Here is a 25,838-nt window from a genome sequence, read left to right on the forward strand (position 1 = left end):
GGGCTAGGACACCTCTCGTCCGGCGCTCCCGTACCGCAAGATTGCCTAGCGCGCGCTTCCGTCCGACAATGCGATTCGGGGCGCAACGTCGCCGCAGCGGAGCGTCGACCGGACCATGACGGACATCAACCTGATCAACACCACCCTCGATCAACGCTACCTCATCCTCGGGCTGCTCGGTGAGGGCGGGATGGGGGCAGTCTACGAGGCACGGCACCTGGGCACCGGCCGCCGCGTCGCCGTCAAGGTGATCACGAGCAAGCTCGCGCAGGACGACGCGGTGATGGCCCGCTTCGAGCGCGAGGCCAGGGCGGCCGGCGCGATCGAGAGCGAGCACATCGCGAGCGTGCTCGATAGCGGGAGGGACCGGGCGACGGGCCTGCCCTTCCTCGTGATGGAGCTGCTCGCGGGCGAGGACGTCGATCAGCTGCTCCGGCGGCTCGGCCCGCTGCCGCCCGAGCTCGCGCTCTGCATCGTGGCCCAGGCGTGCATGGGCCTCATCAAGGCGCACGACGCGCGCGTCCTCCACCGCGACATCAAGCCCGCCAACCTGTTCCTGGCCCGGCGCGACGGCGGGGAGTTCTCGGTCAAGCTCCTCGACTTCGGCGTCGCCAAGATGCAGGCCGACGACAGCTTCGAGCACCACCAGGAGCTCACCGCCACGAGCAACCTGATCGGCTCGCCCATCTACATGTCGCCCGAGCAGGCGCGCAACATGAAGGACGTCGACGGCCGGACCGACCTCTGGTCGCTCGGCATCGTCCTCTTCAAGATGCTCGCCGGGCGCACCCCCTACCGGAACTCGCGGGGGCTCGGCGAGCTCATCGTCGCGATCTGCTCGGTGCCAGCGCCGCCCATCCAGAGCCTGGCGCACTGGGTGACCTACGAGGTCGCCGAGATCGTCCACCGCGCGCTCCAGATCGACAGGAACCTGCGCTTCCAGTCCGCGGAGGAGCTGCTGAACGAGTGCCGGATGCTCCTGCCGCACGGCTTCTCGATCCGCGAGGACATGCTGCAGCCGCTCCCCGAGTCGCTGGGGGCCGACATGCCGCCGCCCTCGCGCGCGAACCCCGAGGCGCCGACGCGCCGCCCGCCCACGCCCGTGGCCACGCCCCGCAGCTGGCAGGACGGCGGCGATCCGTCGCGCCGCCCGCCGACGCCCGTGCACACGCCCCGCAGCTGGCAGGACAACAGCGATCACCCGTCGCGCCGCCCGCCGACGCCCGTGGGCACGCCCCGCAGCTGGCCCGAGCACGTCACGGCGCTCTCGCAGAGCGGCCCTGGCCACCTGGGCCAGAGCGGCCACCACATGAGCCAGAGCGGCCAGCACCTGGGCCAGAGCGGCCACCTGATCCGCGGGCGTCCGGACGGGCCGCCGCCCTCGTCGAGGACCGTCGCCGGCACCTCGGTGCCCTTCCAGAAGACGATCATCGTGGCCGGCGAGGCGCAGCCCACCGCCGAGCGCCCCCGCAGCAGGGCGGCCCCGCTCGTGGCGGCGGCGGCGCTGGTCGCCGCGACGGGCGCCGGCGTGGGCGCCTGGCTCGTGCAGAAGACGACGACCGCCGCGCCCTCCCCGGCGCCCGGCGCGGCGCCGGCTGCGCCCGCGGCCGCGGCCGCCGCCGCGCCCGCCGCGGCCCCGGCCGAGCCGGCCGTGCAGATCGATCCGGAGCGGCTCGGGAGCTTCAACCCGCTGCCGGCGCTCGTCACGTCCTCGAGCAACCCGCTCACGGACGAGAAGATCCAGCTCGGCCGGATGCTCTTCTACGACAACCGGCTCTCGAAGAACCACGACCTCTCGTGCAACTCGTGCCACCCGCTCGACCGCCACGGCGCCGACGGCGCGAAGGTGTCGATCGGCCACGCCCACCAGAGCGGCCGCCGCAACACGCCGAGCGTCTACAACTCGGCGGGGTTCTTCTCGCTCATGTGGGACGGGCGCTTCGACAGCGTGGAGGAGCAGGCCAACGGGCCGATGATGAACCCGAGCGAGATGGCGATGACGCCGGTGCGGCTCGAGGCGACGCTGCGCTCCATCCCGGACTACGTGAAGGCGTTCAGCAGGGCGTTCCCGAACGACCCGTGGCCCGTGACCGTCAACAACGCCGCGAAGGCGATCGGCGCGTTCGAGCGCAAGCTGTTCACGCGCGGGCGGTGGGATCAGTTCCTGGACGGGGAGCCCGACGCCCTGACCAACGCCGAGAAGGAGGGGTTCAACACGTTCGTCGAGGTCGGCTGCGTGACGTGCCACTTCGGCCCGCACGTCGGGGCGACGATGTTCCAGAAGCTCGGCCTCGTGCGATCGTGGCCCGACACGATGGACCGCGGGGTCTTCGAGATCACGAAGAAGCAGGCTGATTTCATGGTCTTCCGGGTGCCGACGCTCCGCAACGTGGCCGCGACGGCGCCGTACTTCCATGACGGGTCGGTCTCCTCGCTGCAGGAGGCCGTGCGGCTCATGGGCAAGCACCAGCTCGGCAAGGACCTGAGCCATGCGCAGGTCGACCAGATCGTTGTCTGGCTCAAGTCCCTGACGGGCGAGCTCCCGACGGAGTACATCGCGAAGCCGGAGCTGCCGGAGAGCGGGCCCAACACGCCGAAGCCCATTGCAGATTGAGCGCGGCTCGCCCGTCTGAGGGAAGAGGACGAGGATGCAGCGACGATCTTTCCTGATGGGCCTCGCGGCGAGCGGCGGCGCGCTGTCGCTCGCCGGCCGCGCGCGCGCGGACGAGGTGGGCGACGCGCTCGCCGAGATCACGAGGGCGCGCGCGTCGGTGAAGACGCTCGTCGCGCCGTTCACGCAGGAGCGGACCATCGGCCTGCTCGCGACGGCGGTGAAGAGCGACGGGGAGATGACGCTGGTCCTGCCGGACCGGCTCCGCTGGGAGCTCAAGCCGCCGGACGCGATCACCTACTGGATCACGCCCGAGGGGTTCGGCTTCGCGACCCCGAAGGGCGCGTCGGGCGCGGGGCGCGGCGCGGCGGGGCGCTTCGGCGCGGTGCTCTCGGATCTGCTCGTGCTCCTCGGCGGCGATCTGGCGAGGCTGCGGGCGCGCTACGATCTGTCGATCCCGAGCCGCGCGGACGGGATCACGCTTGTCGCGCGGCCGCGGGCCGAGGAGGTCGCGAAGCACGTGCGGAGCCTCGAGATGGCGTCGGGGCCGGAGCTGTGGTCGGTGCGGCGGGTGGTCATCGAGGAGAAGAACGGCGACCGGAGCGTCATCGCGTTCGGCAAGGTGGCGCGGGACGGGACGGTGGATCCGGCGCGGATGAGGGCGCCGAAGCAGGGCTGAGCGGGGCGCCGGTGAGCGGGCGCGGGACGCGGCGGGACGGGCGCGGGACGCGGCGGGACGGGCGCGGGACGCGGCGGGACGGGCGCGGGGCGCAGCGGGACGGGCGCGGGACGCGGGCGCGGGCCGAGGTCGCAACGCCCGGGTTCCCCTCGCCGCGATCTCGATTATGACGCCCCGCATGCGACCGACGCCCCGCATGCGACACCTCCTGCTCCCCTTTCCCGCCCTGACGCTCGCCGCCGCCTGCTCCGGCGCTCCCCCGGAGCCCGCTCAGACGGCGGCTCCGCGCGCGCACGAGGAGCGCCCGCCCGCCGCCGCGCCGTCCCCTGCCGGGACCGCGGGCGCGGCGCCCCCGGCCGCCGAGGCCGGCGCGCCGGCCGCCGAGGCCGGGACGGCCGGCGGGGTGAGCGCCGCCGCCGAGGAGGAGCAGGCGTGCCCGGCGGACATGAAGCTCGTCGAGGGCGAGTACTGCACCGAGGTCGAGCACAGCTGTCTCCGCAGCTGGTACGACAAGTCGAACAAGAAGACCGTCTGCGAGGAGTTCGCGCCGACCCCCGCCCGCTGCACCGGCGAGAAGGTGAAGAAGCGTTACTGCATCGACACGTACGAGTGGCCGAACAAGAAGGGGGAGCGGCCCGAGGTGATGAATCGGTTCCACCAGGCTCAGGTCAAGTGCGCCGCGGCCGGCAAGCGCCTCTGCACCGAGTCGGAGTGGACGCTCGCCTGCGAGGGGCCCGAGATCAAGCCGTTCCCTTATGGGTACTCGCGCGACGCGGCGAAGTGCAACGGCGACCATCTCTGGGACGATCCCGACATGAAGAAGGTGGCGAAGCGCGACCCGGGCGAGCTGGCCCGCCTCTGGAAAGGGGTGCGGAGCGGGTCGCAGGAGCAATGCATCAGCGACTATGGAGTCGCCGACCTGCCCGCGAACACGGATGAGGTCGTGGCGAGCGAGACGAGCGGCGGCTGGCGCGGCAAGTTCGACAGCGTCCACACGGGCGGCCCCTGGTACAAGGGCGTGCGCAACCAGTGCCGGCCGAAGATCTACACGCACGACGAGGGGTTCTATTATTACTTCCTGAGCTTCCGCTGCTGCGCCGAGCCCGACGGCAAGGCCACCGAGCCGCGGACGCCGCGCCAGGCCCAGGAGGGGTGGACCATGGATCGGGTCGAGCGGATGGCGCAGTTCACGGTCGAGCAGATGCGCGGGAAGCTCGAGCTCAAGGAGCAGGGCAAGTGCGAGTGCAGGCCGACCGACATCCTGTGCAAGACGATGTGCGGCACGCTGCTCGGGCCGGGCGCGGTGGACGCCACGCCGGGCGGGGCGCCGGCGGCGACGACGGGCGGCGCGAAGCGGTGAGCGGCGAGAGGCGGTGAGCGGCGCGAGGCGGACGCCCTGCGGCTGCGCGCGCCGGCGGCCCCGTCGGGGACAGTCCGCTCCTCCGCGCCCTGGGTGACGTCGCGCTGGCGGGGGGCCGGACCGGTCGCAACGCCGGAACACCAGAGCGGGCAGCGTCTCCGGAGGGACGCTTGCCTGGCCGGCATCGCTCAGCTCGGGTCGTCGAGCACCTCGGCGAGCGATGCGACGACGACGGCCCGTTCATGCCACCGTTCCAGGATCTCCGGATTCTTCTCGGCCAGGATGCGCTCCCGCGCCACGTCCGGCACGGCGATGCCGCGAACCCGGAGCGCCGTCAGCACGGCACGCGCCGCCTCCTCGGCACGGCCTTCGTTGCGGCCTTCGTTGCGGCCTTCGTTGCGGCCTTCGTTGCGGCCTTCCTTCTGCGCCTCGGCCCGCAGCTGCTGCTTGTACTCTTCAAACCACGCACGGATCTCTGCGCTCACATCGTCCTCCTCGTCAATCGTCGGCTCCTGGGTTCCGAGCCGGAAGTGTACCAGCAGCGGCGCGGCGACGCTCTTCTCCCAGGCATCGTCGGGCAGCGCCGCGAGATCTGCCACCGCCTCGCGCAGGAGGCGGCCTGAGCCGAGCAGCCGCAGGAGCAGCGTCGCCCGCGTCCGCAGCAGCTCGGCGAGCACCACCACCCGCATCGCCAGACCCGGCACAGCCTGGTAAACGCCTGGTTGCACCGGCTCGCAGCGGTAGGCGTCGAGCACCGTCTCAGGGCGCCCCGACCCGATGACGACCAGCGCAGGGAAGTGCACCGCCGGCTGCGGCGGCGCGGCGGCATCCTCGTCCGGCACGACGGAGCCGGTCGCAGAGCGGGCGCGGCGCTCGAGCTCGTGGTGCCACGTGAGCTGCTTGCGCAGGCAGTGGCGGGTCTGACGAAGGCTCGGCGTGCGATGAAACGGCTCGAACAGGCTCGGCTCCGCCGAGAGCTCGCCGAGCAGGCCCATGGCGGCGCGCTCGGCCTGCCGTGCTGGATCAGGCACGCTGTAGACATCGATCTTCTGTGTCGCCGCCAGGACCTCCACCTCGGTCTCCGCCGCCGAGACGAGGCTCAGCCCGTCTCGCAGCAAGTTCTTTGAGAACTGGTCGGAGCGATTGTGCATCGGAGTGCGACCCTAATCCATGACGGCAGCATGGGCCACCGTCGATCGACGGGGGGAGACGAATTGAATGGCCCGCAAAAAGCGCCGCGAACAGCGAGCCGTTCCCGTAACGCCTCATCGAGCAACACGCACTTACCGGCAGGAGGAGTGAATCATGTGAAAATCGTTCTCGGCGGCGTGAGATTGCCGGTCACCTGGGGGATGAGCGCACCATGGCTCGCTCGACGCGCTGCGGCGCTCTGAAGGGTCCGGCCGGTGACTGGCCGGGACGTTGCACTGCAAGGCGACTTCCTCGGCTCAAAGGGCCAGGCTTCGAGAGTCGGGTCGCGCCGTCGTCCGGTGTGAAGCCCGCACGCTCCTGTCTTGGTCTCCTTGACAGGGCGGGGTAGCGGTCGGATATGCTGCCTTTCCATGATGCGTGGGGGCGGCACGATGGGGTGGGGTCGGAGGTCAGGGCGCTCCACGCGGAGGCGGTGGTCAGCGGCCCTGGGGGCTGATGACGCCGACAGGGCCGCGGTCAATGAGAGTTGCGGACCATGATGATTTACACCCACATGCACCATGACATGTCGTGCATCACAGCGGATTGTGACGTTGGGCGGAGAGAGGGTCGTCGATGTGCGTTCTCCGTGTAAGCGGGTCGAGCTTCGATCCCGAAGGCTACCTTCGGACGTCGAAGCTCCAACCTTCGATGGTGTTCCTGGCGGGCACGCCTCGCCTCACGACGAGACCGGAGGGGATCAAGCACACACACTCCGGCTTCACCGTGACGGTGAGTGACGCGGAGTGGACGCTGCGGGACCAAGCGCATGACGCGTGCGCATTCCTGGATGTACACGAGGCGGAGCTCGCGACGCTGAGCTCCTGGCCCGAAGTCGAGGACGTGAGGCTCGATTTTCCGATTGAGAAGCGCGATGTCCTGGCGCAGTCCGAGTACTTTCCTCCCGAGCTCGTTCGTGCGGCCGGCCGCGCCGGCATCGGGCTCGAACTCTCGATTTACCTCTGCACGGAGGATGAAGCGTGATCGAGACGCCGCCACGCCTGCGCGCCTGCGCTCTCTGCGACGAATGCGGCAGCACCTACTTCACCGATTCGTCGCAGATGGCCGGCCTTTGCGCCGAGTGTGCTCACCACCTGTATGGGTACCCAGAGTGCGTTCACGCGTTCGCCGAGCGCCGCTGTTCACGCTGCGGATGGGACGGCTCGCGCTCCGCGTACCTCCGGGGCCGCCTCGGGGAGGAACGGTGATCCGCCAGGCCGGTCCCGTCCACGGTGAAGGAGCTCCCCACAGCGCGCCCACGGTCGACGACGTCCTGACCGAGCGCTGATGGCGGACGGCGGTAGAACCCCGGCTCAGGCCCGACCCGTGCCAACCGCTCGTCGTTGCGGCCGGACGAGCAGACCCGGGAGAGCCGATGAGGCAGGCAGGCGGCCCCCTCTCACCGCGCCTCCCGCGCCTCCGCCACCTCGAGCGCGCTCTTCCGCCCCACCCGGTACGTCCTCACCGGCTCGCCCCGGACGATCCGGTCGTGCTCGCTCCAGCGGGCGGCCTCCCCCTCTGCGATGCGCCGGGCGGCGCGCTCGGCGAGCCGCTCGGCGATGCGCTCCACCGCGCGGCGGACGTTCGCGCGCTGCGAGCGCTCGTCGGCGACGCGCACAATGATCCCGCTCGGCCGGTGGTGCACCCGGACCGCCGACAGGGTCTTGTTCACGTGCTGCCCTCCAGGCCCGCTCGCCCGGCAGGCGGAGATCTCGAGCTCGCGGAGGTCCACGCCGGCGCCTCCCCCTGCGTCTGCCCCAACGCCGGCGTCCGCCCCCGCGGGGTGGACCGCCACCCCCGCGAACCACCGCTTGCGCGCCGCCCGCCCCCGCTTCGCGCTCTTCTCGACCAGCGCGTGCGTCCCGACCTCCCCCTCGAGGCTGCCCCGCGCGTCGCCCTCCACGAGGATCTCGACCGAGGCCGGCGCGTCCTCGTCGCCGTGCACCGTGACGTCGACAACCGCGAGCCCGCGCTCCCGGCAGAGCGCCTCCATCCGCTCGGCGAGCCGCGCCACGAACCGCCGCACCTCGACCGGCCCGCGCCCCGCGCTGATCTGCACCCAGGCCCGGCTCATCGCTTCACCGTGAGCACCGGCACGAGCGGCGCGACCGCGGTCGCCAGGCCGGCGTCCACGAGGCTCTCGATCACCGGCTGGATCGGCTTGTACGCGTCCGGGTGCTCCTCGAGCAGCAGCGCCGGATCGTCGCACACGACGCGGCCGCCGAGCTCCGTGCGGGCAAGCTCGCGACGCCGGTACCTGGCCGCGATCTTCTCGCGCGCCTCGCTGCGCCCCATCTTGCGGCCGGCGCCGTGCGCGACCGAGCGCAGCCCGGCCTCCGCGTCGCTCGAGCGCATCACCCACGACGGCGCGCCGCGCGACCCGAGCACCACGGTGAAGTCGCTGCCCCGGGCGGGCGCGGCCCCCTTCCGGTGCACCCACGCCGGCTCGCCGCCCACGGTCTCGCGCGCGACGTCGTTGTGGATGAGGTCGAGCCCGCCCGCGATCTTCGACGCCCGCGAGGCGCCGAGCGCGCGCAGCATCCGGTAGGCGAGCAGGAACCGGTTCGCCTGCGCGAAGCGGCACGCGCCCGCGAGCTCGCCGAGGTACGGCTCGGCGGCGTCCCCCTCGAGCACCGCGGCCCCCCAGCGCTGCCCGAGCGCGCCGCCGAGCCCGCGCGAGCCGGAGTGGGCCAGGACGACGAGATCCCCCGCGGAGAGGCCGAGGGCCTCCGCCGCCGCCGGATCCCGCGGCGCGCCGACGCGGGCGACCTCGAGGAAGTGGTTGCCCCCGCCGACCGAGCCGAGCGCGCTCTCGTACCCCGCGCGGTACGGCGAGGCGTCGCCGCTCGGGCGCAGGCCGTCCTCCGGCTCCGCCGCCGCGAGCCGCGCGAGGGCCTCGGGCACGCCGTCGATCTCGGCGAGGCCGCGCGCGCCACGCCGCCAGACCTGCTCGAACACCGCCGCCGGGTCGCAGCCGTCGAGCGGGTCGTCCTCCATCGCCTGCCGGGCGCGCCGCTCGAGGAGGTCCGGCGCCATGCGGCCGATCGACGTCGCGACGAGCCGCACGCCGCACCCGGCGTCGCCGCCGATGAGCTGCGGGACGACGCGGTCCGCGAAGGCGAACGCCGCGCCGATCGGGATGCCCCGCCCCGCGTGCAGGTCCGGCATGCCCACGGCGCGGACGCAGCCAGGCAGCGCGGCGACGCGCGCGAGCTGCTGGACGGCGTTGCCCTCGAGCCAGACGTCGTCGCGGGCGACGAGGCGGGCGTGGGCAGGAAGAACGACGCTATCGGCGGGCGCTTTCATGAGATCTCCGTGGCGGGCGGCCAGCCCATGGCGGGCGGCGAGGGTGAACGCGGCGGAGACTTGCGGATCCCGTGCCAGCGCGCGACCCGCTGCGACGCCGGCAGATCGCTTCAACCTGGTGCATGGCGCACCAGATTGAGTGGTGCACGGTGCATCACATCTGGTGTACGGTGCACCGGTGAATCGCCTCCTCCTCACCTGGTCGGACGCGGGCACGCTCGGGCCGGCGCCGGCGCACCAGGGCCGCCGGCCGGAGGGCGATCGCGGGCCGGTGCTGCGGCTCCTGGACCAGGAGGAGAGCCGCTACGACGCCATCGTGGTGCTCACCATCCCGGCGGGCGAGGCGCCGTCGCAAGCGCTCGTCGAGCGAGCGCGGGCGCGGGCGCGGGCGCCGCGGGTCGAGCTCCGCGTCGTCGACGTCGACGATCCGTCGGACCACGCGAAGCTCTTCCGCGCGCTCGGCAAGCTGTCGGCGCAGCTCAAGCGCGCCTTTCCACAGGCGGCGTGGGCCACCGACGTCCTGCTCTCGGCGGGCACGCCGCAGGCGCAGACGCTCTGGGTCATCCTTGTGCAGGCGGGGATCCTGCCGGCGCGCATGCTCCAGGTCATCCCGGCGGCGTTCGTGCCGCACCCGCACCCGCGGCCGGTGCGCGAGGTGCGGCTGGACATCGAGGGCTTCCCCGAGATCCGCGCGCTGCGCGAGGAGGTCGTGCGCCTGCGGGCCGAGGCGCGCACCCGCGACGTGGTCCTCGTCGGCGAGAGCGAGCCGATGCGCTTCCTCCGCGCCCGGATCGCGCGGGTCGCCGCGACCGACGTGCCGGTGCTGATCGTCGGCGAGACGGGGACCGGCAAGGAGCTCGCGGCCAGGGCGATCCACGAGCACAGCCCGCGCGGGCGGGGCCCGTTCATCGCGGAGAACTGCGGCGTCTTCGCCGAGGGCGTGCTCGCGAGCGAGCTGTTCGGCCACGAGGCGGGCGCCTTCACCGGGGCCGCGGGGCGGCGGCGCGGCGTCTTCGAGCAGGCGCACGGGGGCACGCTGTTCCTCGACGAGATCGGCGAGCTGTCACCGCGGGTGCAGGCCTCGCTCCTGCGCGTGCTCCAGGACGGGACGCTGCGCCGGGTGGGCGGCGAGGCGAAGATCGAGCTCGACGTGCGCGTCCTCGCGGCCACGCACCGCGACCTCGGGGCCATGGTCGAGCAAGGGACGTTCCGCGAGGATCTCTATTACCGGCTCCGCGGCGCGATCATCGAGATTCCGCCGCTCCGGGCGCGAGGAGGGGATATCGAGATCCTCATCGACGCGTTCCTCGACGAGGTGCGGGCACGGCGCAAGGGGCGCGGGCTCGAGGTGACCCGCGAGGCCCTGCGGCGGCTCCACCAGCACCCCTGGCCGGGCAACGTGCGCGAGCTGCGCGCCGAGGTGCTGAGGTGGGGCGTGTTCTGCGATCACGCGGTCGACGTGGGCGACCTCGCGCCGGAGATCGCGGAGCCGGCGGCGCGGCGACCGGCCGGCGGCGCGGGCGCGCGGGGGGCGGAGGCCGGCGGCGAGGACGTCGCGCCGCTCGCGGAGGCGGTGGCGTCGACCGAGCGCGCGGCGATCGGGCGCGCGCTCCGGGTGCATCGGGGCAACATCTCCCGCGCGGCGCGGGCGCTCGGCATCGACAGGAACACGCTCAAGCGCAAGATGGCGGCGTACGGCCTCCGCGGAGACGAGGCGGCCTGAGCCCGCGGCGTGGGGCGCCCCCTGGCACGGCGCGCCGGTCACCGGCGCTCGCCTGCGGTGGGAGGGGCGAGCGCCTTCGCGGGCCGCCAGACCGTGGCCGCGTGACACGGGTTCGCTACGAGAGGGCGGGTGTGGGGGAATGCGCGTTGACCTTGGCGGTCGGGCTGCTGGCTCCAGGTGAGACGCATGCAGAGGGAGGGACCAGCCGCTGGGCTCGGCTGGGATGACCTCTGCCGAACAGCGGGGCGACCTTGCAGGGTTGGAGCCGCTGGACGGCCTCGAACAACGACGGGCATACTCGATCACGGAAAGAGGGCGAGGCGCCGCGCCCCCGCATGGCCCCCGATCCCTCCGCGATCGCGCCGTTCCACGAACGGGCAGCTCCGCGGAGGCCCGTTCGCGGGTCGGCGCGCACCTACTTCGCCGCTGCGTCCACGGCCTCCTGCGCCTTGCGGTAGGCGGCCATCTGCGCCTTCGTCGCCTGGAGGATCTGCGAATACGTCGCGTCGTTCCCCGCTGACTGGCACGTCTGTGCGTCGGCCCCGAACAGCGCGTCCTTCATCATTCGGCGGGGCCTCGACTTCGCCTGGGCGACGAAGTTCAGCCCTTTCTCTCGCCAGAAGGCGCAATCCTCTGCCCCGAGGTCTTCGCACATCCGTGCGTCCAGATCCTCACAGACGTTGCACCCCATCGCCAGGGCACCAACAACAGATAACATCAAAATGTTCATCTTCGATTGCATGAAATGACTCACGAGCCGCACTAGGGTTTCGGCCGCGGAGGGTACCCCAGGTCCGCCTCCGAGAACAGGGGGGACGGCGCGATGAGTGGCTGTCAAAATCGATCGGCTGCTCGCTGTCGAGCTGCGCCACGCCGCTGCGGGCGAGGATCCGTCGGTCGCCGTCGAGCGCTTCCGTATGCATGGCGACAATCCTACACAATGCAAGCCGGCCAATCTGCGGGGCTCCCGCTGCCACACAGGCCGCCCTGGAGGCCTTCCGCGACCCGCTCGCCTTGCCGTCGGGCGGCGCCTTGCGACCGCGTCTCGGATGCACCCAGGCGCAACATTTGTCGTGACAGTGGAATCGCCGCATGGGTTCTGCCGCTGGCGCCGCGATCCCCCGCGGCGGGAGGCGACGGACGCAGTGGCGAGGCTCACCTCAGGGCCGAAGCGCACACGAGACCGTGGTCGCCGGCCGGATTGACCGGCTCGCAGGACGAGCTCAAGGAGCGCTGTACTGGGCGCTGCAGCGGGAGAGGGCGTGACGGAGAGCGTTCTGGAGCAGCCCGAAGGTCAGGAACGCCCCCTCCGCGCTGCCGATCTCGGTCATGGTCCGCGCGATCGCCGGCGAGATCCCGGAGACGAGGCACCGGCTACCGAGGAGGCTCGCCGCGCGCACCACGGCGAGCAGGTGCGACACGGTCGCGGCGTCCACCGCGCTGACGCCGGTCAGGTCGAGGATCGCGAAGCGCGCCTGTGTCCGGACGATCTCGGGGAGCAGCCGCTCCATGATCTGCGCCGCCCTCGCGGTGTCCACGGTGCCGATGACCGGCAGCACGAGCACGCCCTCCCACGCCTGGATGATCGGCGTGGACATCTCGAGCATCGTCTCCTGCTGCTGCCGCAGCAGCGCCTCGGCGCGCTCGCGCTCGGCGTTCTCCTCGGCGAGCTGGCGGTTCTTCCGCTGGAGCTCCTCGGCGTCGCTCTCCCGGCGCTGGAGCGCCTCCCGGAGCTGCGCCTCCAGCCGCTTGGACGCCGTGATGTCCCTGACCGTCACCGCGACGCCGTCGTCGAGCGGGACGATCTGGTATTGCAGCCACAGGCTCGCGCCCCCGGGCAGCACGCTCTCCGTCTCCTCGAGGAGCCGCTCGCGCGTCCGAAAGACGCGCTCGTATTTCTCGAAGAGCCCGGAATCGCGGACCGTGGGAAAGACATCGACGAGCCGCCGGCCGATGATCTCCTCGCGCGGCCTCGACGTCACCTGGCTCACGAGCAGGTTGGCCTCGGTGAACACGAAATCAACGGTCTCCCCCGGCCCGTCGACCGTGCGACGCAGCACGCTGAACCCGTCGAGGCTCCCGTCGATCGCCGCCCGGTACCGCGACTCGGCCGCGACCAGCGCCTCCTCGGCGCGCCTGCGCTCGGTGATGTTGCGCGCGACGCAATAGACGAGCTCAGCGTCCGGGTAGATTGTCGAGTTCCACTCGATCCACAGGTACGAGCCGTCACGGCATCGATATCGGTTCATGAACGTCGCGGTGAGGTCGCCGGACAACAGCTTCGCCGACTCGGTCACGGTGCGCTCGAGATCTTCGGGATGAATGAAGTCGAGGAAGGGCCTGGCCAGGAGCTCGTCGCGCGAGAAGCCGAGCGTCTGCTCCCACGCCCGGCCGATGCGCTTGAAGTATCCGTCGAATCCGACGATTGCTACCATGTCGACGGAGAGCTCGAAGAAGCGGTCGAGGTCGTCGTTCCGAGAGGCTTCAGGCATGATGAAGAGCATGGCTATCATCTCCGTCGCGGGCCGTCGACCCCCTCGGCCAGGCGCCCCGCAGCGCGCCGCAGCGCGCCGCGCGATGGACGCAACGCACACCACATCAGACCACGAGGTCATGGTGAGTGCGCGGCTGTCGCGTCCGCGGCTGTCGCGCCCGTCGGGCGCGCCGGCGTCGCGAGCGCGACGCCAGCCCACCGAGCTCGAGGTTCCCTAGCTACTGGCGAGCTTCGAGCCTGCCAAGAGCGCCTGATCCAGGCGCGTCTGATCCAGTGTGGCCTTCAACGTCTCAGCCGAGTAGAGGTTCGCGCCACGAAGATCGGCATAGCTCAGATCGGCGCTCTCAAAATCGGCCTCCATGAAATTCGCCTTGACCGCATGCGCCCGGAAGATCCTGGCATGCCGGAAACGAGCGCCCTTGGCCGTCACCCGATGGAGCACGGCATGATCGAGCACGCTGTGCGAGAAGATCCCGGCGCTCAGATCCGCTTCCATGAAGTTTGCCGACCGAAGCTCGGCGGCCTGAAACGAGCACCCGGGCGCCCTGACGCGCTGAAACGAGCCCTTCGACAGCTTCGCGTCATCCGCCCTGAACCGCACCATGGACGCGTCGTCGAAGCTCGCCTCCTCGGCCGAACAATCGTACATCTGCGCGTCGTCGAGGACCGCGCGCCGAAACGTCGCGAGGCGCAGCGCCGCACCCGAGAACGTCGCGCCGGCGGCGCTCGCCCCGTCGAAGACGACGCCAATCAGCGTCGCGTCGGCCAGGTTGGCTCGCGCGAGGTCCGCACCATCGAACGCTGCCCCGGAAGCGCTGGCATCGGCGAGCGTCGCATCGGCGAGCCTCGCGCCGGAGAAGATCGCATTCGTCAGGTTCGCTCCGGAGAGGTTCGCACCCGTGAGGTTTGCGCCCTTGAAGCTCGCGCGCGCCGCCGAGACGCGGTCGAGATCGGCACCCGAGAGATCCGCGCTGTCGAAGAGCGCCCCCTCGAGCCTGGCACCGCTGAAACGCGCGCCCGTGAGGTCCTTGCCGCGAAAGTCCATGTCCGTGAGGTCGCAGTGAAAAAAGCTCACGCCCGACAGGACGGCCCCGGATGCCACGAGCGCCGCTGCCTCCTCCCTCGGCATCCCGGGCGGAGGCTCTACCGGCCCCGCCAGGAACCCATCCTCGGCGCTGCCGACAGGCGGCGGCGCCGAGGGGCCAGGCGCCGTCGAGACCCGAGGAGCCTCCTCGCCCTCGATCCGCGCAAAGAATCGCTGCTGTATCGTATCGATGGCTGTCTTGGCACGAACATCATCCATGCACGCATAGAGCAGCGCTATCTCGGGCGCGTCCTCACGCGTGACATTGAGGATGCCACGCCACACCAGACAGACCTTCAGCGCGTCCGCGTCGAACCACACCGTGTCCAGGTTCAGCGGGATCTCCCTGAGCTTGCCGCCGGCCTCGCGGGACTGCTGCGCGAAGGCCCGAGGCGCGAGGCCAGGGAGCTTGCCGTTGATGACCGAGCGCCTGGGGTGCACGCCCGCCAGATAGAAGTCCTCGTCGCCGCGCGGATAGGCGATCTGCTGCTCGGGCGGCGCCGCGTTGAAGTACCTCCAGTCGAAGTCTCGCGGGAAATACGGCCATCGCTCCTTGAGCCAGGTGCTGTCGTACGTGCCCAGCCGCGAAGCCCGAAGCGCCCAGGTGGCGGGGACCGGCGCGAAGCACGCGGGGGCCGGGCGATCCAGCTCGCCGCGAAGCAGCTTGTCCCCTCGCTCCAGGTTCGGCAGCCAGGGTCCGGCGACCCCCTGGACAAGACCCCTGCCAACGGGATTCTCGCGATGCCCCGGTCCGCCAAAGGCCCGCTCGTAGCGGAGCGGGATGCGATCGAACGGGCTCGGCGCCGACGGCCCGCTCGTCTGCCACCTCCGATCGCCGATCGCCGCCAGCGAGAGCCGCAACGCCTGGCCGAAGGCGAGCTGCACGTTCGTGACGCCGGATCGCTGCGGCTGCGCGTACGCGTGCCCCACCATCAAGATATCGGCGCTCGGCTTGAAAGGCGCATGGTCGGACGCGTACCTGAGGGTCCCTTGTGGATCCTCGTCGAAGTACACGTCCCCGGTCGGGGGCTCCTGCTCGCTCGGCGGGAGCGGCTCGGCCAGCCCCTCCGGGACGATCGTCATCGAGCTCTTGACCACCACGACGAGCGCGTCCTGCGGCGGCTGGAGCTGCCACGGGCGGACGGCCGCGGCGATGGATCCATCGGTGACGACGGGCACCGTCTCCCTGCGGCGGACCGGCAGATCGAGCATGGCTCAGGGCGCGACCAGGACCTTGGCCTGGCTGGGAGAGTCGTGGAGCCCCGCCGGCATGTTGGCGTTGGCGCCGTTATGCGCCGTCTGCGCCGTGAGGTACACGGCGCCCTTCCCCTCGATCTTGACCTTCGAGCTGCCGCGCTTGAACACCACCTTCTGCGCCACCGTCCCGGAGACGACACCCCCCGCGGTCCCCGCCTGATCGCCGGTGCTGGTCGGTATCTCGGACATCTCGACGACAGCGTACTTGTTCTCGATCATCACCTTCGTCGAGGTCGCCGTGGCGTTGCTCACCATCGCCATGTTGGGAAACGGTATCGGGATGGGCGGGGCCGGCGGCGCCGGAACCTTGCACACGTCGGGCATGCCCATGCACGTGCCCCCTCCCTTCGATCCCGCTGGCATCATCGCGCTCACTCCTGATTTTCCTGCCGCTAGCCGAGCAGCACGCGCTCGCCGTCGATGCGCGTGTCTTTCTCCGACGTGATCGTCGTCCGGCGCCCGAGCAGCTCGAGGGTGCTCGACACCAGCGTGCGAAGACGCCCGGCGCGCGTCTCGAGGAGCCCTTCCACGTCCTGAAACACATCCATGGCGCGCTCGATGACGCGGCCGGCGCGCAGCTCCCACTGGCCCACCGCCCAGTCCGCCTTGACGGCATCGACCGCGAGCGCCCCCGCGGAGACACGTGCCTTCTTGCTCGCCAGCGCAATCGAGTCCTGCGTCAGCTCGATCTGGCTCCCGTCCACGCCTGCCGAGAGGATCACGCGTCCGGCCGGCGCCGAGAGCTTGAGATCGGACGTCGCAGAGATCCTCAGCTCGCCCGTGGCGCCATCCAGGCTCGCGACCAGCGCGCCTTCGGGATCGAAGAGCGCGAGCACCTGCCCCTCGACCGTCGCCCTGGCCCCGGAAGGCGCCACGAGCTGGGAAGGCTGCGCGGCGTGCACGACGCCCGTCACGTAGACGGTGCCCGAGTCCGCCTCCTGAACGAGCACGCGATCGCCCGTCGTAGGGCGATAACCCGGCACCGCGATGCGGGCCGTCCACTCGGTCTCCGAGCGCGAAACGCCGCGCAGTCGGACGCGCCCCTCCTCCACGCCCAGCACGAGCGCCTCGACCACGGGCTGGACGGACACTCCTCCTCGCTGCGCTGCCCCATGTCCTGTCTTCATGACGTCACCCGTGGGTAGAGAAATCTTCCGCCGCCGCCCGGTCTGGATCGGTCCCGCGAAGGCCATTTCTGCTCGCGCCCGAGAGCCGCGCTTGGCTCATGTTCGCGCGATGCATGTTCGCGAAATCGAGGATGGCATGGGCCAGCGTGGCGTGGCTCAGGTCCGCGTGGGACAGGTCTGCCCACGAAAGCGACGCGCCCTCCAGCGAGGCGCCCCGCAGATCGGCCTTGCCGAGCCTGGCCTGACCCAGCTTTGCGCCTCGTAGCTGCACCCCCGGTGCGATGACGCGGACGAGCTCGGCGTCCTCGAGGATCGCCAGCGAGAGATCGGCCCCCTCGAGCCTCGCCTCGGTGAAGTCCGCGCGCTTGCCTTGGAAGCCCATGAGCTTGGCTCGCCGCAGATCGGCCCGCGCGAAGCAGCTCTGGGCGGCCTTGACCCCGCGCAGATCGGCGCCCTCGAGCCTGGCGTCGGACAGATTGGCATCTTCGAGGCTCGCGCCATGGAAGCTCACCCCCGAGCCCTCGATGCGTTCCAGCAGGCATTGACGAAGCTCGGTGCGCTCGTCCAGCTTGCATGTCGTGAGGTCCGCGCCGGTGAAGTCCGCCAGAAAGAAGCGTGCCCCCCGCAGATCGGCCGCGCCGAGCGCGGAGCTCCCCACACGGCACGTCGTGAGATCCAGCCCGGCGAGCGACGCGCCCGCGAGCGTGACGTCCGAGAGGTCCGTGCGGAGGAAGCGCGCCTCGCGCAGATCGGCCCCGGTCAAATCGGCTCCCTCCAGGTTGGCGTCCACGAGGAGCGCCTGCGTGAGGATTGCGCCGAGGAGCCGGGCATCGGCCAGGTCGGCGCCGGTGAAGTCGGCCCCGGCGAGCTCGACCCCCGAGAACTGCGCGCCGGTGAGCCGCGACCCGGCGAGCTTGGCCCCCGCGAGCGACACGCTCACCCACTGAGTCCGCTGGAGGTCCATCTCGCGCAGATCGACGCCGGCGAGGTCCACCGCCTCGACGCGCACACCCCGCGCCCTGCCCTGAGCGCAGAGCTCCATCAGATGAGCGCGGCTCGTGACGACGGTGGCTGCGGTCATCGTGGCTCCTCGGCACCGGCCCGGCGCACGCTCCATCCTACCAGAGGCGCCGGGCGCCCAGGGGGAAAAGTACCCTCCTCCGCGTCACGCGCCGTCGTCTTCTTCCTTGGGACGCTTGATCCCGTAGAGCTGCCCGTCGCCGGCGTCGAGCAGCTTGAAGCGCGGCTGTCGCATCTGCGGCGGGATATGCGCCTCCACGAAGCGGTTCCAGTTCGACGCCATCACGCAGAGCGCCTGGAAATACGTCTCGGGGTCGAGCCGCAGCGAGGAGACCACACGCGCGCGCTCCGCTCCGGCGCGTCCATCGAGCGCGTTGCGGCCCGGGAACGGCGCGTGGTCGGTGAACACGACGGCGAACTGGCGCGGTGAGTGCAGGACCTGAACACCGTTGGCCGCAGCGGGCGTCGCCTCCGTGGACCAGTCGACGGGCATCGCGCCCGGCTCGGCAGGGGTCGCGGTCCCGCTCGCCTTCATGGCCTCCTGCATCTTCATGGCCTCCTGCATCGCCTTGAGCGCGCGTTCGGCTTCCTCGGGGCTGCTCATTGCAGGCGGCATAGCAGAATGCCGAGCTTGGGGGTATGGGCTCGGTCGCCTTTCCGGCATAGTGGGCGCACCCATGACGTCGACCCAGCCGAATGTCCCCTCCACCGGCAGCTCGAGCGCGCTGACCTTCTCCCCCAACCCGCTGGGCTTCGGTCCCGTGCCCGCGGGGGAGGCCGCCGTGCACGTGGTCGTGGTGCGAAACGGCACGAGCGAGGCGGCAAACCTCGCGATCGACGCCAGCGCCGCCGAGTTCAGCATCCTGAGCGGCCCGACGACGGTCGACGCCGGGCAAGTGGCCGAGCTGTTCCTGCAGTATCAGTCCGCGGCCGAAGGCACGCACGCCGGGACCTTGACGGCGACGGGCCTGTCGGGCGAGCTCGGGCGCTGCTCGCTGTCCGGCACGACCATCCCGAGCCTCACGATCGATCCCAGCGCGATCGCCTTTGGCGACGTGCCGGTCGGGCAGACCCGCGTGGACTCGTTCTTCGTCACGAACGCGACCGGCAGCGATGTGAACCTCGAGCTGATCTCCGCGGTCGGGGGCACGTTCACGATCTCGCCCTCGACGGTGCGGAGCACGGCGGTGCCGACGTTGATCGCGGTCACTTACGTGCCGGACGACGTCGGCGCCGCCCAGGCCACGATCCGTCTCTCCGACGCGCTCACCGCGTCGCTCTCGGGAAACGGTATCGTCCCGGAGGAGCCGGACGACGTCAACCTCGTGGCCGCACAGCGCTTCAAGGTCGAGGTCCCGTTCGACCACGCGCGCCTCTTCCTCGGGGCCGGCGTCACGAGCAGCCCGGCGGGCACCTTCTCGAACGTCGATGGCTGCGGCCTCGACGCCGACTCGAACATCTACCTCAGCGCGCGCAACGGGCGTATCTTCGCGCAAGCGGGCACTGACGTCTTCCTCCAGGCCGACGGCGGCATCGACGGAGACGGCTTCGCGCAGCTCCACCAACAAGGATCGGACGGGAAGGCGATCCTCAGCTCGAACGGCGCGACGTACGTCGCGGGAAAGCGCGGTGTCGTCATCAGCGCCGGCGTCAAGGTCGGGCGGAAGAACGGGGATTCGTTCGACGAGAGCGCGCCCGACACGGACAAGATCGACAACTGGACCAAGTTCTTCGCCGCGGTCGACGTGGTCGTCGCCACCAAGCTCGCGTACGACGCGATCAGAAGCTACCTGGACGACCGCAAATCGACGCCGCCCTACAAGCAGTGCATCGAGTTCGTCGCCGCGGGCATCGCCTCGACCGCCCCGTTCGTCGGTGGGTCGGGCGCCGCCGGCAAGATCCCGGGCATCACGATGTTCGGGGCGGGCGGCATCTCGATCTTCAGCCCTGCGTACACCGCTGTCTACGGCGTGGGGGGGCTCGCCCTGGTCTCCCTCTTCCCAACGATGTTCGGAATGGTCGACGCGACGATCTGGGCGGGTGACGACGTCGGCATCACGGCCTCGACGGGCTCCGTGAAGGTGTTCGGTAGCGAGTCGGTGAACGTGCACTCCGCGAAAGAGGTGTCGATCGAGGCGTCGACCAAACAGCACCAGACCGGCGGCACGATCGAGCTCAAGGGAGGTTCGATCAAGATCGGCAATCATGTGCTTTCACCCGAGGCGCCGCTCACGAACAGCATCTCCATCGAGTCGAACCAGTCGCTCGAGATCACGGTCGGCGCTGGCAAGATCAAGATGGATGCCCTGGGCAATATCGAGCTCGGCACGGCGGGCAACACGATCAAGATCGGACCTCAAGGCATCGAGCTCAAGAGCAGCCAGGCTGTCCTGGCGCTCGACTCCATGAAGTCGCAGCTCAAGTTCGGCGCCGGCGACTTGCTGACGATGAACGACGAGGGGATCGCGCTGAAGCACGGGATCCGCGACAAGATCGAGCTCACGAATGCGGGCATCAAGCTCAACGGCAAGAAGCACCAGCTCGGCTGACGAACCCGGTCCTCTCCGGCGCAGATCGTCGCTTTCCCCCCAAGGAGCCTGGCGTCGCGATCAGGCGTAGTCGTCGAGCTCGATGACGATGCCCGATACGGTCCTGATCTGATTGACGTGCGCGTTCGAGGCCGTGACCGGGGATGGCGCCGACTCGTTGGGGATGGCGCCGACGATGATCGGTCTGTCAGGATCGCCGTCGATGAACCCGAGCAGCACCTCCGTGCCCGGCTTGACAGGGAAATGCATGCCGTAGCCTGGTCCTGCGTGCGGCTGCGCCATGCGCACCGGCCGCGACGCCTTGGCGCCGCCGCCCGCCGCGGTGTCGAAATGGAACTGGACGGTGTACCTGCCCTTCGGATCGATCCGCGCGCGCTGCCCCACCGCGTTCGACTCCACGACCCCGCTGAGCAGCCCGTGGATCCGCGGCCTCGGCGTGATCCTGGGCGGCCTGTACGCGCGGCCCGCGGGGATCGCGCGAAACGAGTTCCTGTAGGAAGGCGCGCTCTCGACGCCGCCGTGCCCCCCCACGACCTGGTTCGCCTCGTGCTCGACCTCGATGAGCAGGAGGCCGCTCTCCTCCACGTGGCGGTGTCCCTCCAGCGTGAACCGGAGCCCGGCGCCGAAGGCGGGGATATCGCTCTCCCCGACATAGACATCGCGCGTGGACTGGCGCTCTTCGGCGCGGACCCGGGCGAAGAACTCGCCTTCTTCCGGCGTCTTGAAGTGCGTGCCGTACTCCACGACGCCTCCTGCGTACGCCGCAGGAAGCTCGTGATGCGCCGTCAGGTCGATGCGCGGATTTCGATAGTTGTAGTCCTGTACGACGTACCCGGCCGGGATGAGGCGTGTCTTCACCTCCAGCGAGAAGACGTCGCGTTGCTCGCCCCTGGGCCGGAAAGGCACGTCGCCGCCGTCGCCCACGGCGCCGAACCCCTCCATGTGATCGGTGAGCACCAGCACCTCGCGCTCCTCGCCGTGCTCGAAGAAGAAGCTGATCCCGAGGTGCTCCGCGAGGCGCGAGATGAACGCGAGGTCGCTCTCCCTGTACTGCACGACGAACTCGCGCGGCGGATAGGCCTCGAGGAGCCGCTGCTGGACATCCGACGCGAGGCCCACGAGCTCGATCTTCTGCTGGATCATCTGCGGGATGGTGAGATCCATCAAGATCTCCTGCGTCTCGACCAGCGTGAGGCGCCACGCGCGCGGGACGAGGAGCAGATCGTAGCTCCGGTGTTCCGCCTCGACCTCCAGGCGGTCCACGAGCTCGGCGATCATGCCGTGAACACGCCTGAGCACGACGCCGTCCCGCTCCATGACGATCGTCGCCTCGGCGCCCACGACCTCGTCCCTCGGCAGCCCCTCGGGCTCGAGGCACAGGATCGAGATCTGGAACGAGAAGAGCTGCGAGATGACCTCACGGCCGCGGAGCGTGCGGACCCGCACGTGATCGCAGCGGAACGCCGCGGATTCCAGGCGGATGGTGAGCGGGTGTTTCACCGACATGGATAACAGGAGACCCCAGGAGGACGACCACGTCAAGCGATACGGCCATTCTCGCCCGAGGCTGCGATAGCCGTCACCGGGTGAAGCGACCGTAGAGCACGCGCTTCACGTCCACCGAACGACCGGGAATCTCCGGCGCTCGCGGCGGTGGCTGCGGCGCCAGCGGCGGCGAGTCAACCTCTGAGAAGGCCTGCGGCTCCGCCGCATAAACCCTCTTGGGTGCGGCCCCGGCGGCTCGCGGCTCCGCGGGGCTCGGGGGCACCGCCGCACCCGCCGGCGACACGTCGGGCCCCGGCGCCGCTCGCGGCGGGCTATCCGGCAGCGGAGGCTCCGCGGCCGAGGAAGCAGCGCCGTCGCGTTCGGCGGCAGGCGCGCGGTACGCTGGTTCTTCGAGCTCGGCGGGAGATGCGCCGCGAACGGGGTGCGGCGCGCTGTCTGATGGACGATTCACCACAAACGGCAGCGTGTCGCGCCTCAGCCCCTGCGACATCATTCCCGTGGCGGTCGGGAACGGTTGCGTGAGGAGGAGGTCTTCGCGTCCTCGGCGCGGAGGTTGAGGAGCCGGCGCCGGTGGAATCGCTGGCGGCAGGTCCGGACGGAACGGCAGCGTGGCGGACTTCAGGCGCGGCGCCCCCTCGGGCTCATCCCCCAGCGGCACGGTGCGGAGCAGGCGCGCTCTCGAAGGCGTAGCGCCGTGCCGCGCAGCGCCGGGGGTGACCCCGGCCTCCGACTTGCCGGAGACCGTGGGGATCGGCGCCGGCTGCGCCCTCGCATCCGGCGTCGAGCTCTCGGGCCATGACAGCGGCTCTCCCTCGACCTCCACGGACGCGGCCGCCCGCATGGACGCGAGCGCCAGGCGGCTGGGCAGCGCGAGTTGCCCGCGCCACACGATCGTGCACCGCTCCTCATCGGCGTCGATACGGAGCGTGTCCGCGGTGAGCACGAGCGTCCCGTTCGCGATGCCGTGTTCGGTCAATCCGGAGACGCTCGCGAGGCCGCGCGCGCGCGGCACCCTCGTGGCGAGGCGCGGCACGCCGGGGCGCACCCCGTGGAGCACGATCCACTCACCGCCGCGCAGGCGGTCGAGCCGCTGATCAGGCGGCGCTGCCTGGAAGTATTCCCACGCAAAATCATCAGGGATATCCGCGAACGGAGCTTCGATGCTCGTCCTCTGGCCCGAGCCGAGGAGCTTGCGCCGGGAGGGCCATGTCCCGCCGATCGGGCCGAGACACGCGGGCCTGCGCGGCTCGGCCGGCGCGACGAGGTTGGGCTGCCCGTCACCGGGGAGCGCCCCCAGACCGACGGGGTTGTCGAAGTACCCCGCCCCGCCAAACGCCCGCTCGTACACGAGAGGAATTCTCTGGAATGCCGCGGTGTGGCGGACCAGGAGCGACTTCTGCAGGAGCGTGCGCCCCTCGTCGGCCACGGCCAAGCCCACCTGCACCGACTGCGCAGGCGCTTCGGTGGGTGAGTAGGCGTGTCCCGTCAGGACGACATCGACCTTGGTCAGATGAGGTGCCAGATCGCGGGTGATTCGGGCGCTGCTGCTGGGGTCGTCGTGATGCGGGACGTCGTGCTCGACGATGCGCTCGGGCTCGACCCGTCGCATGGTGCCGTCGGGCACGAGGCAGAATGTCGCTTTGACCACGATCGTCGCGTGGATACGGCCCCGATAACGCCAAGCGATGGCCGCGGCGGCGCAGCCCGGTGCGGTCACGATCGCGTCGTTCGAAAACAGCCCGCCGCTCATTTCCTCTCCTCTCGTCGTCTCTCCAGGCGCCTGACCCGCGAGGCCTCAGGGGCCCCGGATCTATCTTGACACCACGTTCCATAGAAGGAAATGGTGAACCTTCGCCCGTGTCAAGCTCAGCGGGGACGAGGCCTGGCGGGGCTGAGGAATCCCCTCATTTTGTGGCCGCTTCCAGCGAGAAATTGAACATGAAGGCGAGAAGGCGGGAAGATTTCTCAGAGATTTTGCTTCCCGTCTTCATGTGAATTCCCCAAAAAATTTGAGGGGATTCCTCAGCTGGCGGGGAGAAGGAAGTCCAAACGTTTCGGAGACGTCGAGCCCCAACTGCGGGACCTGCCCTGGGTTGACAGAACATGTTTCGATGCGATCCGGCCCTCCTGAAAAAATTTAGCTATATCAACAACTTATGCATGCCTCGAAGGGGCCGCCTTCACGCCACAGCCTGCGGGAGCTCGTCCAAAACGGCCCGGCTTCGCCCCCGGCAGGGCGATGCAGAGCCCTCAGCCGCGCGGTGTGCCGGCGCACTTCGTCCTCACAGCGCGGCTTGCGCTTTCCGGGTCGGCTCGCGGCTCAGGCACGATGCATCACTCTGCGCACCTGGGCCCGTCGGACCAGGTCATCCCGTCGTTGGGATCGCGCGCTCGGCACTCCGGAGCTTCTAGCGGCAGTCCAATCCAACTAGAGGACCCGCATGAACGCCGTGAGGTCGGCCTTCTCCTGGGCCGTCAGCTTCGTGCCGAGCACGAGGTTGAAGAACTCCACGGTGTCCTCCAGCGTGAGCAGGCGGCCGTCGTGCAGATAAGGAGGGCTGTCCTTGATGCCGCGCAGCGGGAAGGTCTTGATGGGACCGTCCGCGGTGGCCATCCGGCCGTTGATGAGCTCGGGCTTGAAGAAGCGCTCTGCGCGCAGGTTGTGCATCAGGTTGTCGGTGTAGTACGGCGCCGCGTGGCACGTGCCGCACCGGCCCTTGCCGTGGAAGACCTGCTCGCCGCGGAGCTCCTCCGGCGTGGCCTTCGCGGGGTCGAGGCGCCCGTCCACGCCGAGCTTCGGCGCCGGGGGGAAGTCGAGGATCTCCTGGAACTCGGCCATCGCGTGCACCTGGTGCCCGCGATCCAGGATGTTGATCCCCTTCTTCACGGCGATGACGATATCGCCGTCGAAGTACGCCCCCCGCTGCTCGAACTCGGTGAAGTCCTCGACGGTCTTGAGCGCGCGCTGCGAGCCGAAGAGGCGCTGGATGTTCACGCCGCGCAAGGTCGGGGTGTCGACCCGGTGCCGGAACTCCTGCGGTCTTGTGTCGCCCACGAGGTGGGTCGCGTTGTTCGTGTGCCCGTTCGCGTGGCAATCGAGGCAGGCGACGCCGAGGCTCGCCCGCTCCGAGCGCCGGTCCGCTGTCGCGTTGAACTGCATCTGCGGGAACGGCGTGACGAGGAGCCGGAGCCCCTCGAGCTGCTTCGGCGTCAGGATGCCGTTGAAGAGCTCGTAGAAATTAGCGATGTTCACGAGCTGCCCCTTGGAGACGTCCCCCAGATCAGGCCGCGTGGTGAGATAGATGGGCGCCGGGAACTCGGAGAGGATGTGGTCCGGCAGGTCGAAGTCGAGATCGAAGCGCGTGAGGTCGCGCCCTTCCTGGCGCTTCAGCTCGTCGATCTGGAACCTCGGGAAGACCATTCCGCCTTCCGGGTGGTTCGGGTGCGGCAGCGGCAAGAAGCCCCTCGGCCAGAGCCCCCGCTCCCGGATGGCGTCCGGCGTGAGCGCCGCCAGCGCGTCCCATGTGGTCCCGTTCGAGAGCTTCACGCGCACGCCGGCCTGGACGGGCTTGCCGCGCGACATGGTGACCCCCTGCGCAGGGCGGTTCGACAGGTCGTACCGCTCCTCGAGCAGCGTCTGCTGGCGCTTCATCACCGCGGGCTTTTCGGCCTTCATCCGGGCGACCATCGCCGCGAACGGCTCCTTGTCCTCCACAGGCAGGTAGCTCGTCCGCGGCGTCTCGGGCCCGGGCGGAGGATTCGCGTTCATGGGCGCCCGCGGGCCGGCCGGCGCGATCGTCCCGGCCGTCGCCGGCGGCGCCTCCCGCAGGCCGGCAGGATCCTCCGGTCCCGCGCTCGGCGCCGAGGCGCAATGCACGAGGCCCAGCGAGAGCGCCGCGGTGCACGCCACAAGGCACGAGATATCCATTCT

At 70.4% G+C, this 25,838-nt stretch carries 19 protein-coding genes; 6 read left to right on the plus strand and 13 right to left on the minus strand.

What is annotated here, in order from left to right:
* The first annotated feature begins 115 nt into the window (after positions 1-115).
* The 3 genes from WMF28_RS35090 (at position 116) to WMF28_RS35100 (ending at position 4,650) form a co-directional block, all read left to right on the plus strand.
* Positions 116-2,614 carry a cytochrome c peroxidase gene (locus WMF28_RS35090; protein ID WP_437597881.1) on the plus strand — a complete coding sequence of 833 codons (2,499 nt, stop codon included), beginning with the start codon at positions 116-118 and terminating at the stop codon, positions 2,612-2,614.
* A gap of 34 nt (positions 2,615-2,648) precedes the next feature.
* Positions 2,649-3,290 (plus strand): LolA family protein, encoded by a 642-nt coding sequence (locus WMF28_RS35095; RefSeq protein ID WP_437597882.1) that lies wholly within the window; start codon positions 2,649-2,651, stop codon positions 3,288-3,290.
* 178 nt (positions 3,291-3,468) lie between these two features.
* Positions 3,469-4,650: an SUMF1/EgtB/PvdO family nonheme iron enzyme gene (locus tag WMF28_RS35100; RefSeq protein WP_437597883.1), complete on the plus strand. Its 1,182-nt coding sequence runs from the start codon at positions 3,469-3,471 to the stop codon at positions 4,648-4,650.
* 188 nt (positions 4,651-4,838) lie between these two features.
* Here the strand turns inward: WMF28_RS35100 and WMF28_RS35105 are convergent, their stop codons facing one another.
* Positions 4,839-5,723, minus strand: coding sequence for a hypothetical protein (locus WMF28_RS35105; RefSeq protein ID WP_437597884.1), 885 nt, complete (start codon positions 5,721-5,723; stop codon positions 4,839-4,841).
* A gap of 769 nt (positions 5,724-6,492) precedes the next feature.
* Between WMF28_RS35105 and WMF28_RS35110 the strand changes: the two genes are divergently transcribed.
* Positions 6,493-6,825, plus strand: a complete 333-nt coding sequence (locus WMF28_RS35110; RefSeq protein ID WP_437597885.1) for a hypothetical protein — start codon at positions 6,493-6,495, stop codon at positions 6,823-6,825.
* A 415-nt stretch (positions 6,826-7,240) separates the two neighbouring features.
* Here the strand turns inward: WMF28_RS35110 and WMF28_RS35115 are convergent, their stop codons facing one another.
* Together WMF28_RS35115 and WMF28_RS35120 are read right to left on the minus strand one after the other, a co-directional pair.
* On the minus strand, positions 7,241-7,915 hold the full coding sequence (locus tag WMF28_RS35115; protein ID WP_437597886.1) for a peptide chain release factor-like protein: 675 nt from the start codon (positions 7,913-7,915) through the stop codon (positions 7,241-7,243).
* A complete protein-coding gene (locus tag WMF28_RS35120) occupies positions 7,912-9,147 on the minus strand; it encodes an RtcB family protein (protein WP_437597887.1) in 1,236 nt (411 codons plus the stop codon). Before WMF28_RS35120 ends, WMF28_RS35115 begins: the two co-directional genes overlap by 4 nt.
* A gap of 178 nt (positions 9,148-9,325) precedes the next feature.
* Here WMF28_RS35120 and WMF28_RS35125 point away from each other — a divergent pair, with 178 nt between their 5' ends.
* Complete coding sequence (locus WMF28_RS35125; RefSeq protein WP_437597888.1) at positions 9,326-10,870, plus strand: sigma-54 interaction domain-containing protein; 1,545 nt, start codon at positions 9,326-9,328, stop codon at positions 10,868-10,870.
* Between the two features lie 415 nt (positions 10,871-11,285).
* Here the strand turns inward: WMF28_RS35125 and WMF28_RS35130 are convergent, their stop codons facing one another.
* The 7 genes from WMF28_RS35130 to WMF28_RS35160 all read right to left on the minus strand — a co-directional run bounded on the left by WMF28_RS35130 (position 11,286) and on the right by WMF28_RS35160 (position 18,456).
* Positions 11,286-11,612: a hypothetical protein gene (locus tag WMF28_RS35130; RefSeq protein ID WP_437597889.1), complete on the minus strand. Its 327-nt coding sequence runs from the start codon at positions 11,610-11,612 to the stop codon at positions 11,286-11,288.
* A gap of 481 nt (positions 11,613-12,093) precedes the next feature.
* Positions 12,094-13,362: a PAS domain S-box protein gene (locus WMF28_RS35135; protein WP_437597890.1), complete on the minus strand. Its 1,269-nt coding sequence runs from the start codon at positions 13,360-13,362 to the stop codon at positions 12,094-12,096.
* Between the two features lie 216 nt (positions 13,363-13,578).
* Positions 13,579-15,660, minus strand: coding sequence for a DUF2169 family type VI secretion system accessory protein (locus WMF28_RS35140; protein WP_437597891.1), 2,082 nt, complete (start codon positions 15,658-15,660; stop codon positions 13,579-13,581).
* Between the two features lie 3 nt (positions 15,661-15,663).
* Entirely contained in the window at positions 15,664-16,071 is a 408-nt protein-coding gene (locus WMF28_RS35145; protein WP_437597892.1) for a PAAR-like domain-containing protein, read from the minus strand.
* 26 nt (positions 16,072-16,097) lie between these two features.
* Complete coding sequence (locus WMF28_RS35150; protein ID WP_437597893.1) at positions 16,098-16,832, minus strand: DUF3540 domain-containing protein; 735 nt, start codon at positions 16,830-16,832, stop codon at positions 16,098-16,100.
* 4 nt (positions 16,833-16,836) lie between these two features.
* Complete coding sequence (locus WMF28_RS35155) at positions 16,837-17,913, minus strand: pentapeptide repeat-containing protein (RefSeq protein ID WP_437597894.1); 1,077 nt, start codon at positions 17,911-17,913, stop codon at positions 16,837-16,839.
* 84 nt (positions 17,914-17,997) lie between these two features.
* Complete coding sequence (locus WMF28_RS35160) at positions 17,998-18,456, minus strand: hypothetical protein (protein ID WP_437597895.1); 459 nt, start codon at positions 18,454-18,456, stop codon at positions 17,998-18,000.
* 73 nt (positions 18,457-18,529) lie between these two features.
* Here WMF28_RS35160 and WMF28_RS35165 point away from each other — a divergent pair, with 73 nt between their 5' ends.
* The gene (locus tag WMF28_RS35165) at positions 18,530-20,401 is read left to right on the plus strand and encodes a choice-of-anchor D domain-containing protein (protein WP_437597896.1); all 1,872 of its coding nucleotides are present in this window, start codon (positions 18,530-18,532) and stop codon (positions 20,399-20,401) included.
* A 60-nt stretch (positions 20,402-20,461) separates the two neighbouring features.
* Here the strand turns inward: WMF28_RS35165 and WMF28_RS35170 are convergent, their stop codons facing one another.
* The 3 genes from WMF28_RS35170 to WMF28_RS35180 form a co-directional block, all read right to left on the minus strand.
* Positions 20,462-21,907 (minus strand): type VI secretion system Vgr family protein, encoded by a 1,446-nt coding sequence (locus tag WMF28_RS35170; protein WP_437597897.1) that lies wholly within the window; start codon positions 21,905-21,907, stop codon positions 20,462-20,464.
* Between the two features lie 73 nt (positions 21,908-21,980).
* The gene (locus WMF28_RS35175; RefSeq protein WP_437597898.1) at positions 21,981-23,657 is read right to left on the minus strand and encodes a DUF2169 domain-containing protein; all 1,677 of its coding nucleotides are present in this window, start codon (positions 23,655-23,657) and stop codon (positions 21,981-21,983) included.
* Between the two features lie 678 nt (positions 23,658-24,335).
* Complete coding sequence (locus tag WMF28_RS35180; RefSeq protein WP_437604339.1) at positions 24,336-25,676, minus strand: cytochrome B6; 1,341 nt, start codon at positions 25,674-25,676, stop codon at positions 24,336-24,338.
* Between the last annotated feature and the right edge of the window lie 162 nt (positions 25,677-25,838).

It is taken from the genome of Sorangium sp. So ce590 (assembly GCF_051521365.1).
Classification (GTDB): Bacteria; Myxococcota_A; Polyangia; order Polyangiales; family Polyangiaceae; genus Sorangium.

Bases quoted from the DNA above. Each gene is read 5' to 3' on its own strand.
- WMF28_RS35090 (WP_437597881.1), top strand. From the start codon at position 116: ATGACGGACATCAACCTGATCAACACCACCCTCGATCAACGCTACCTC.
- WMF28_RS35095 (WP_437597882.1), top strand. From the start codon at position 2,649: ATGCAGCGACGATCTTTCCTGATGGGCCTCGCGGCGAGCGGCGGCGCG.
- WMF28_RS35100 (WP_437597883.1), top strand. From the start codon at position 3,469: ATGCGACCGACGCCCCGCATGCGACACCTCCTGCTCCCCTTTCCCGCC.
- WMF28_RS35110 (WP_437597885.1), top strand. From the start codon at position 6,493: ATGGTGTTCCTGGCGGGCACGCCTCGCCTCACGACGAGACCGGAGGGG.
- WMF28_RS35115 (WP_437597886.1), bottom strand. From the start codon at position 7,915: ATGAGCCGGGCCTGGGTGCAGATCAGCGCGGGGCGCGGGCCGGTCGAG.
- WMF28_RS35120 (WP_437597887.1), bottom strand. From the start codon at position 9,147: ATGAAAGCGCCCGCCGATAGCGTCGTTCTTCCTGCCCACGCCCGCCTC.
- WMF28_RS35130 (WP_437597889.1), bottom strand. From the start codon at position 11,612: ATGCAATCGAAGATGAACATTTTGATGTTATCTGTTGTTGGTGCCCTG.
- WMF28_RS35135 (WP_437597890.1), bottom strand. From the start codon at position 13,362: ATGCCTGAAGCCTCTCGGAACGACGACCTCGACCGCTTCTTCGAGCTC.
- WMF28_RS35140 (WP_437597891.1), bottom strand. From the start codon at position 15,660: ATGCTCGATCTGCCGGTCCGCCGCAGGGAGACGGTGCCCGTCGTCACC.
- WMF28_RS35145 (WP_437597892.1), bottom strand. From the start codon at position 16,071: ATGATGCCAGCGGGATCGAAGGGAGGGGGCACGTGCATGGGCATGCCC.
- WMF28_RS35150 (WP_437597893.1), bottom strand. From the start codon at position 16,832: ATGAAGACAGGACATGGGGCAGCGCAGCGAGGAGGAGTGTCCGTCCAG.
- WMF28_RS35155 (WP_437597894.1), bottom strand. From the start codon at position 17,913: ATGACCGCAGCCACCGTCGTCACGAGCCGCGCTCATCTGATGGAGCTC.
- WMF28_RS35160 (WP_437597895.1), bottom strand. From the start codon at position 18,456: ATGAGCAGCCCCGAGGAAGCCGAACGCGCGCTCAAGGCGATGCAGGAG.
- WMF28_RS35165 (WP_437597896.1), top strand. From the start codon at position 18,530: ATGACGTCGACCCAGCCGAATGTCCCCTCCACCGGCAGCTCGAGCGCG.
- WMF28_RS35170 (WP_437597897.1), bottom strand. From the start codon at position 21,907: ATGTCGGTGAAACACCCGCTCACCATCCGCCTGGAATCCGCGGCGTTC.
- WMF28_RS35175 (WP_437597898.1), bottom strand. From the start codon at position 23,657: ATGAGCGGCGGGCTGTTTTCGAACGACGCGATCGTGACCGCACCGGGC.
- WMF28_RS35180 (WP_437604339.1), bottom strand. From the start codon at position 25,676: ATGAACGCGAATCCTCCGCCCGGGCCCGAGACGCCGCGGACGAGCTAC.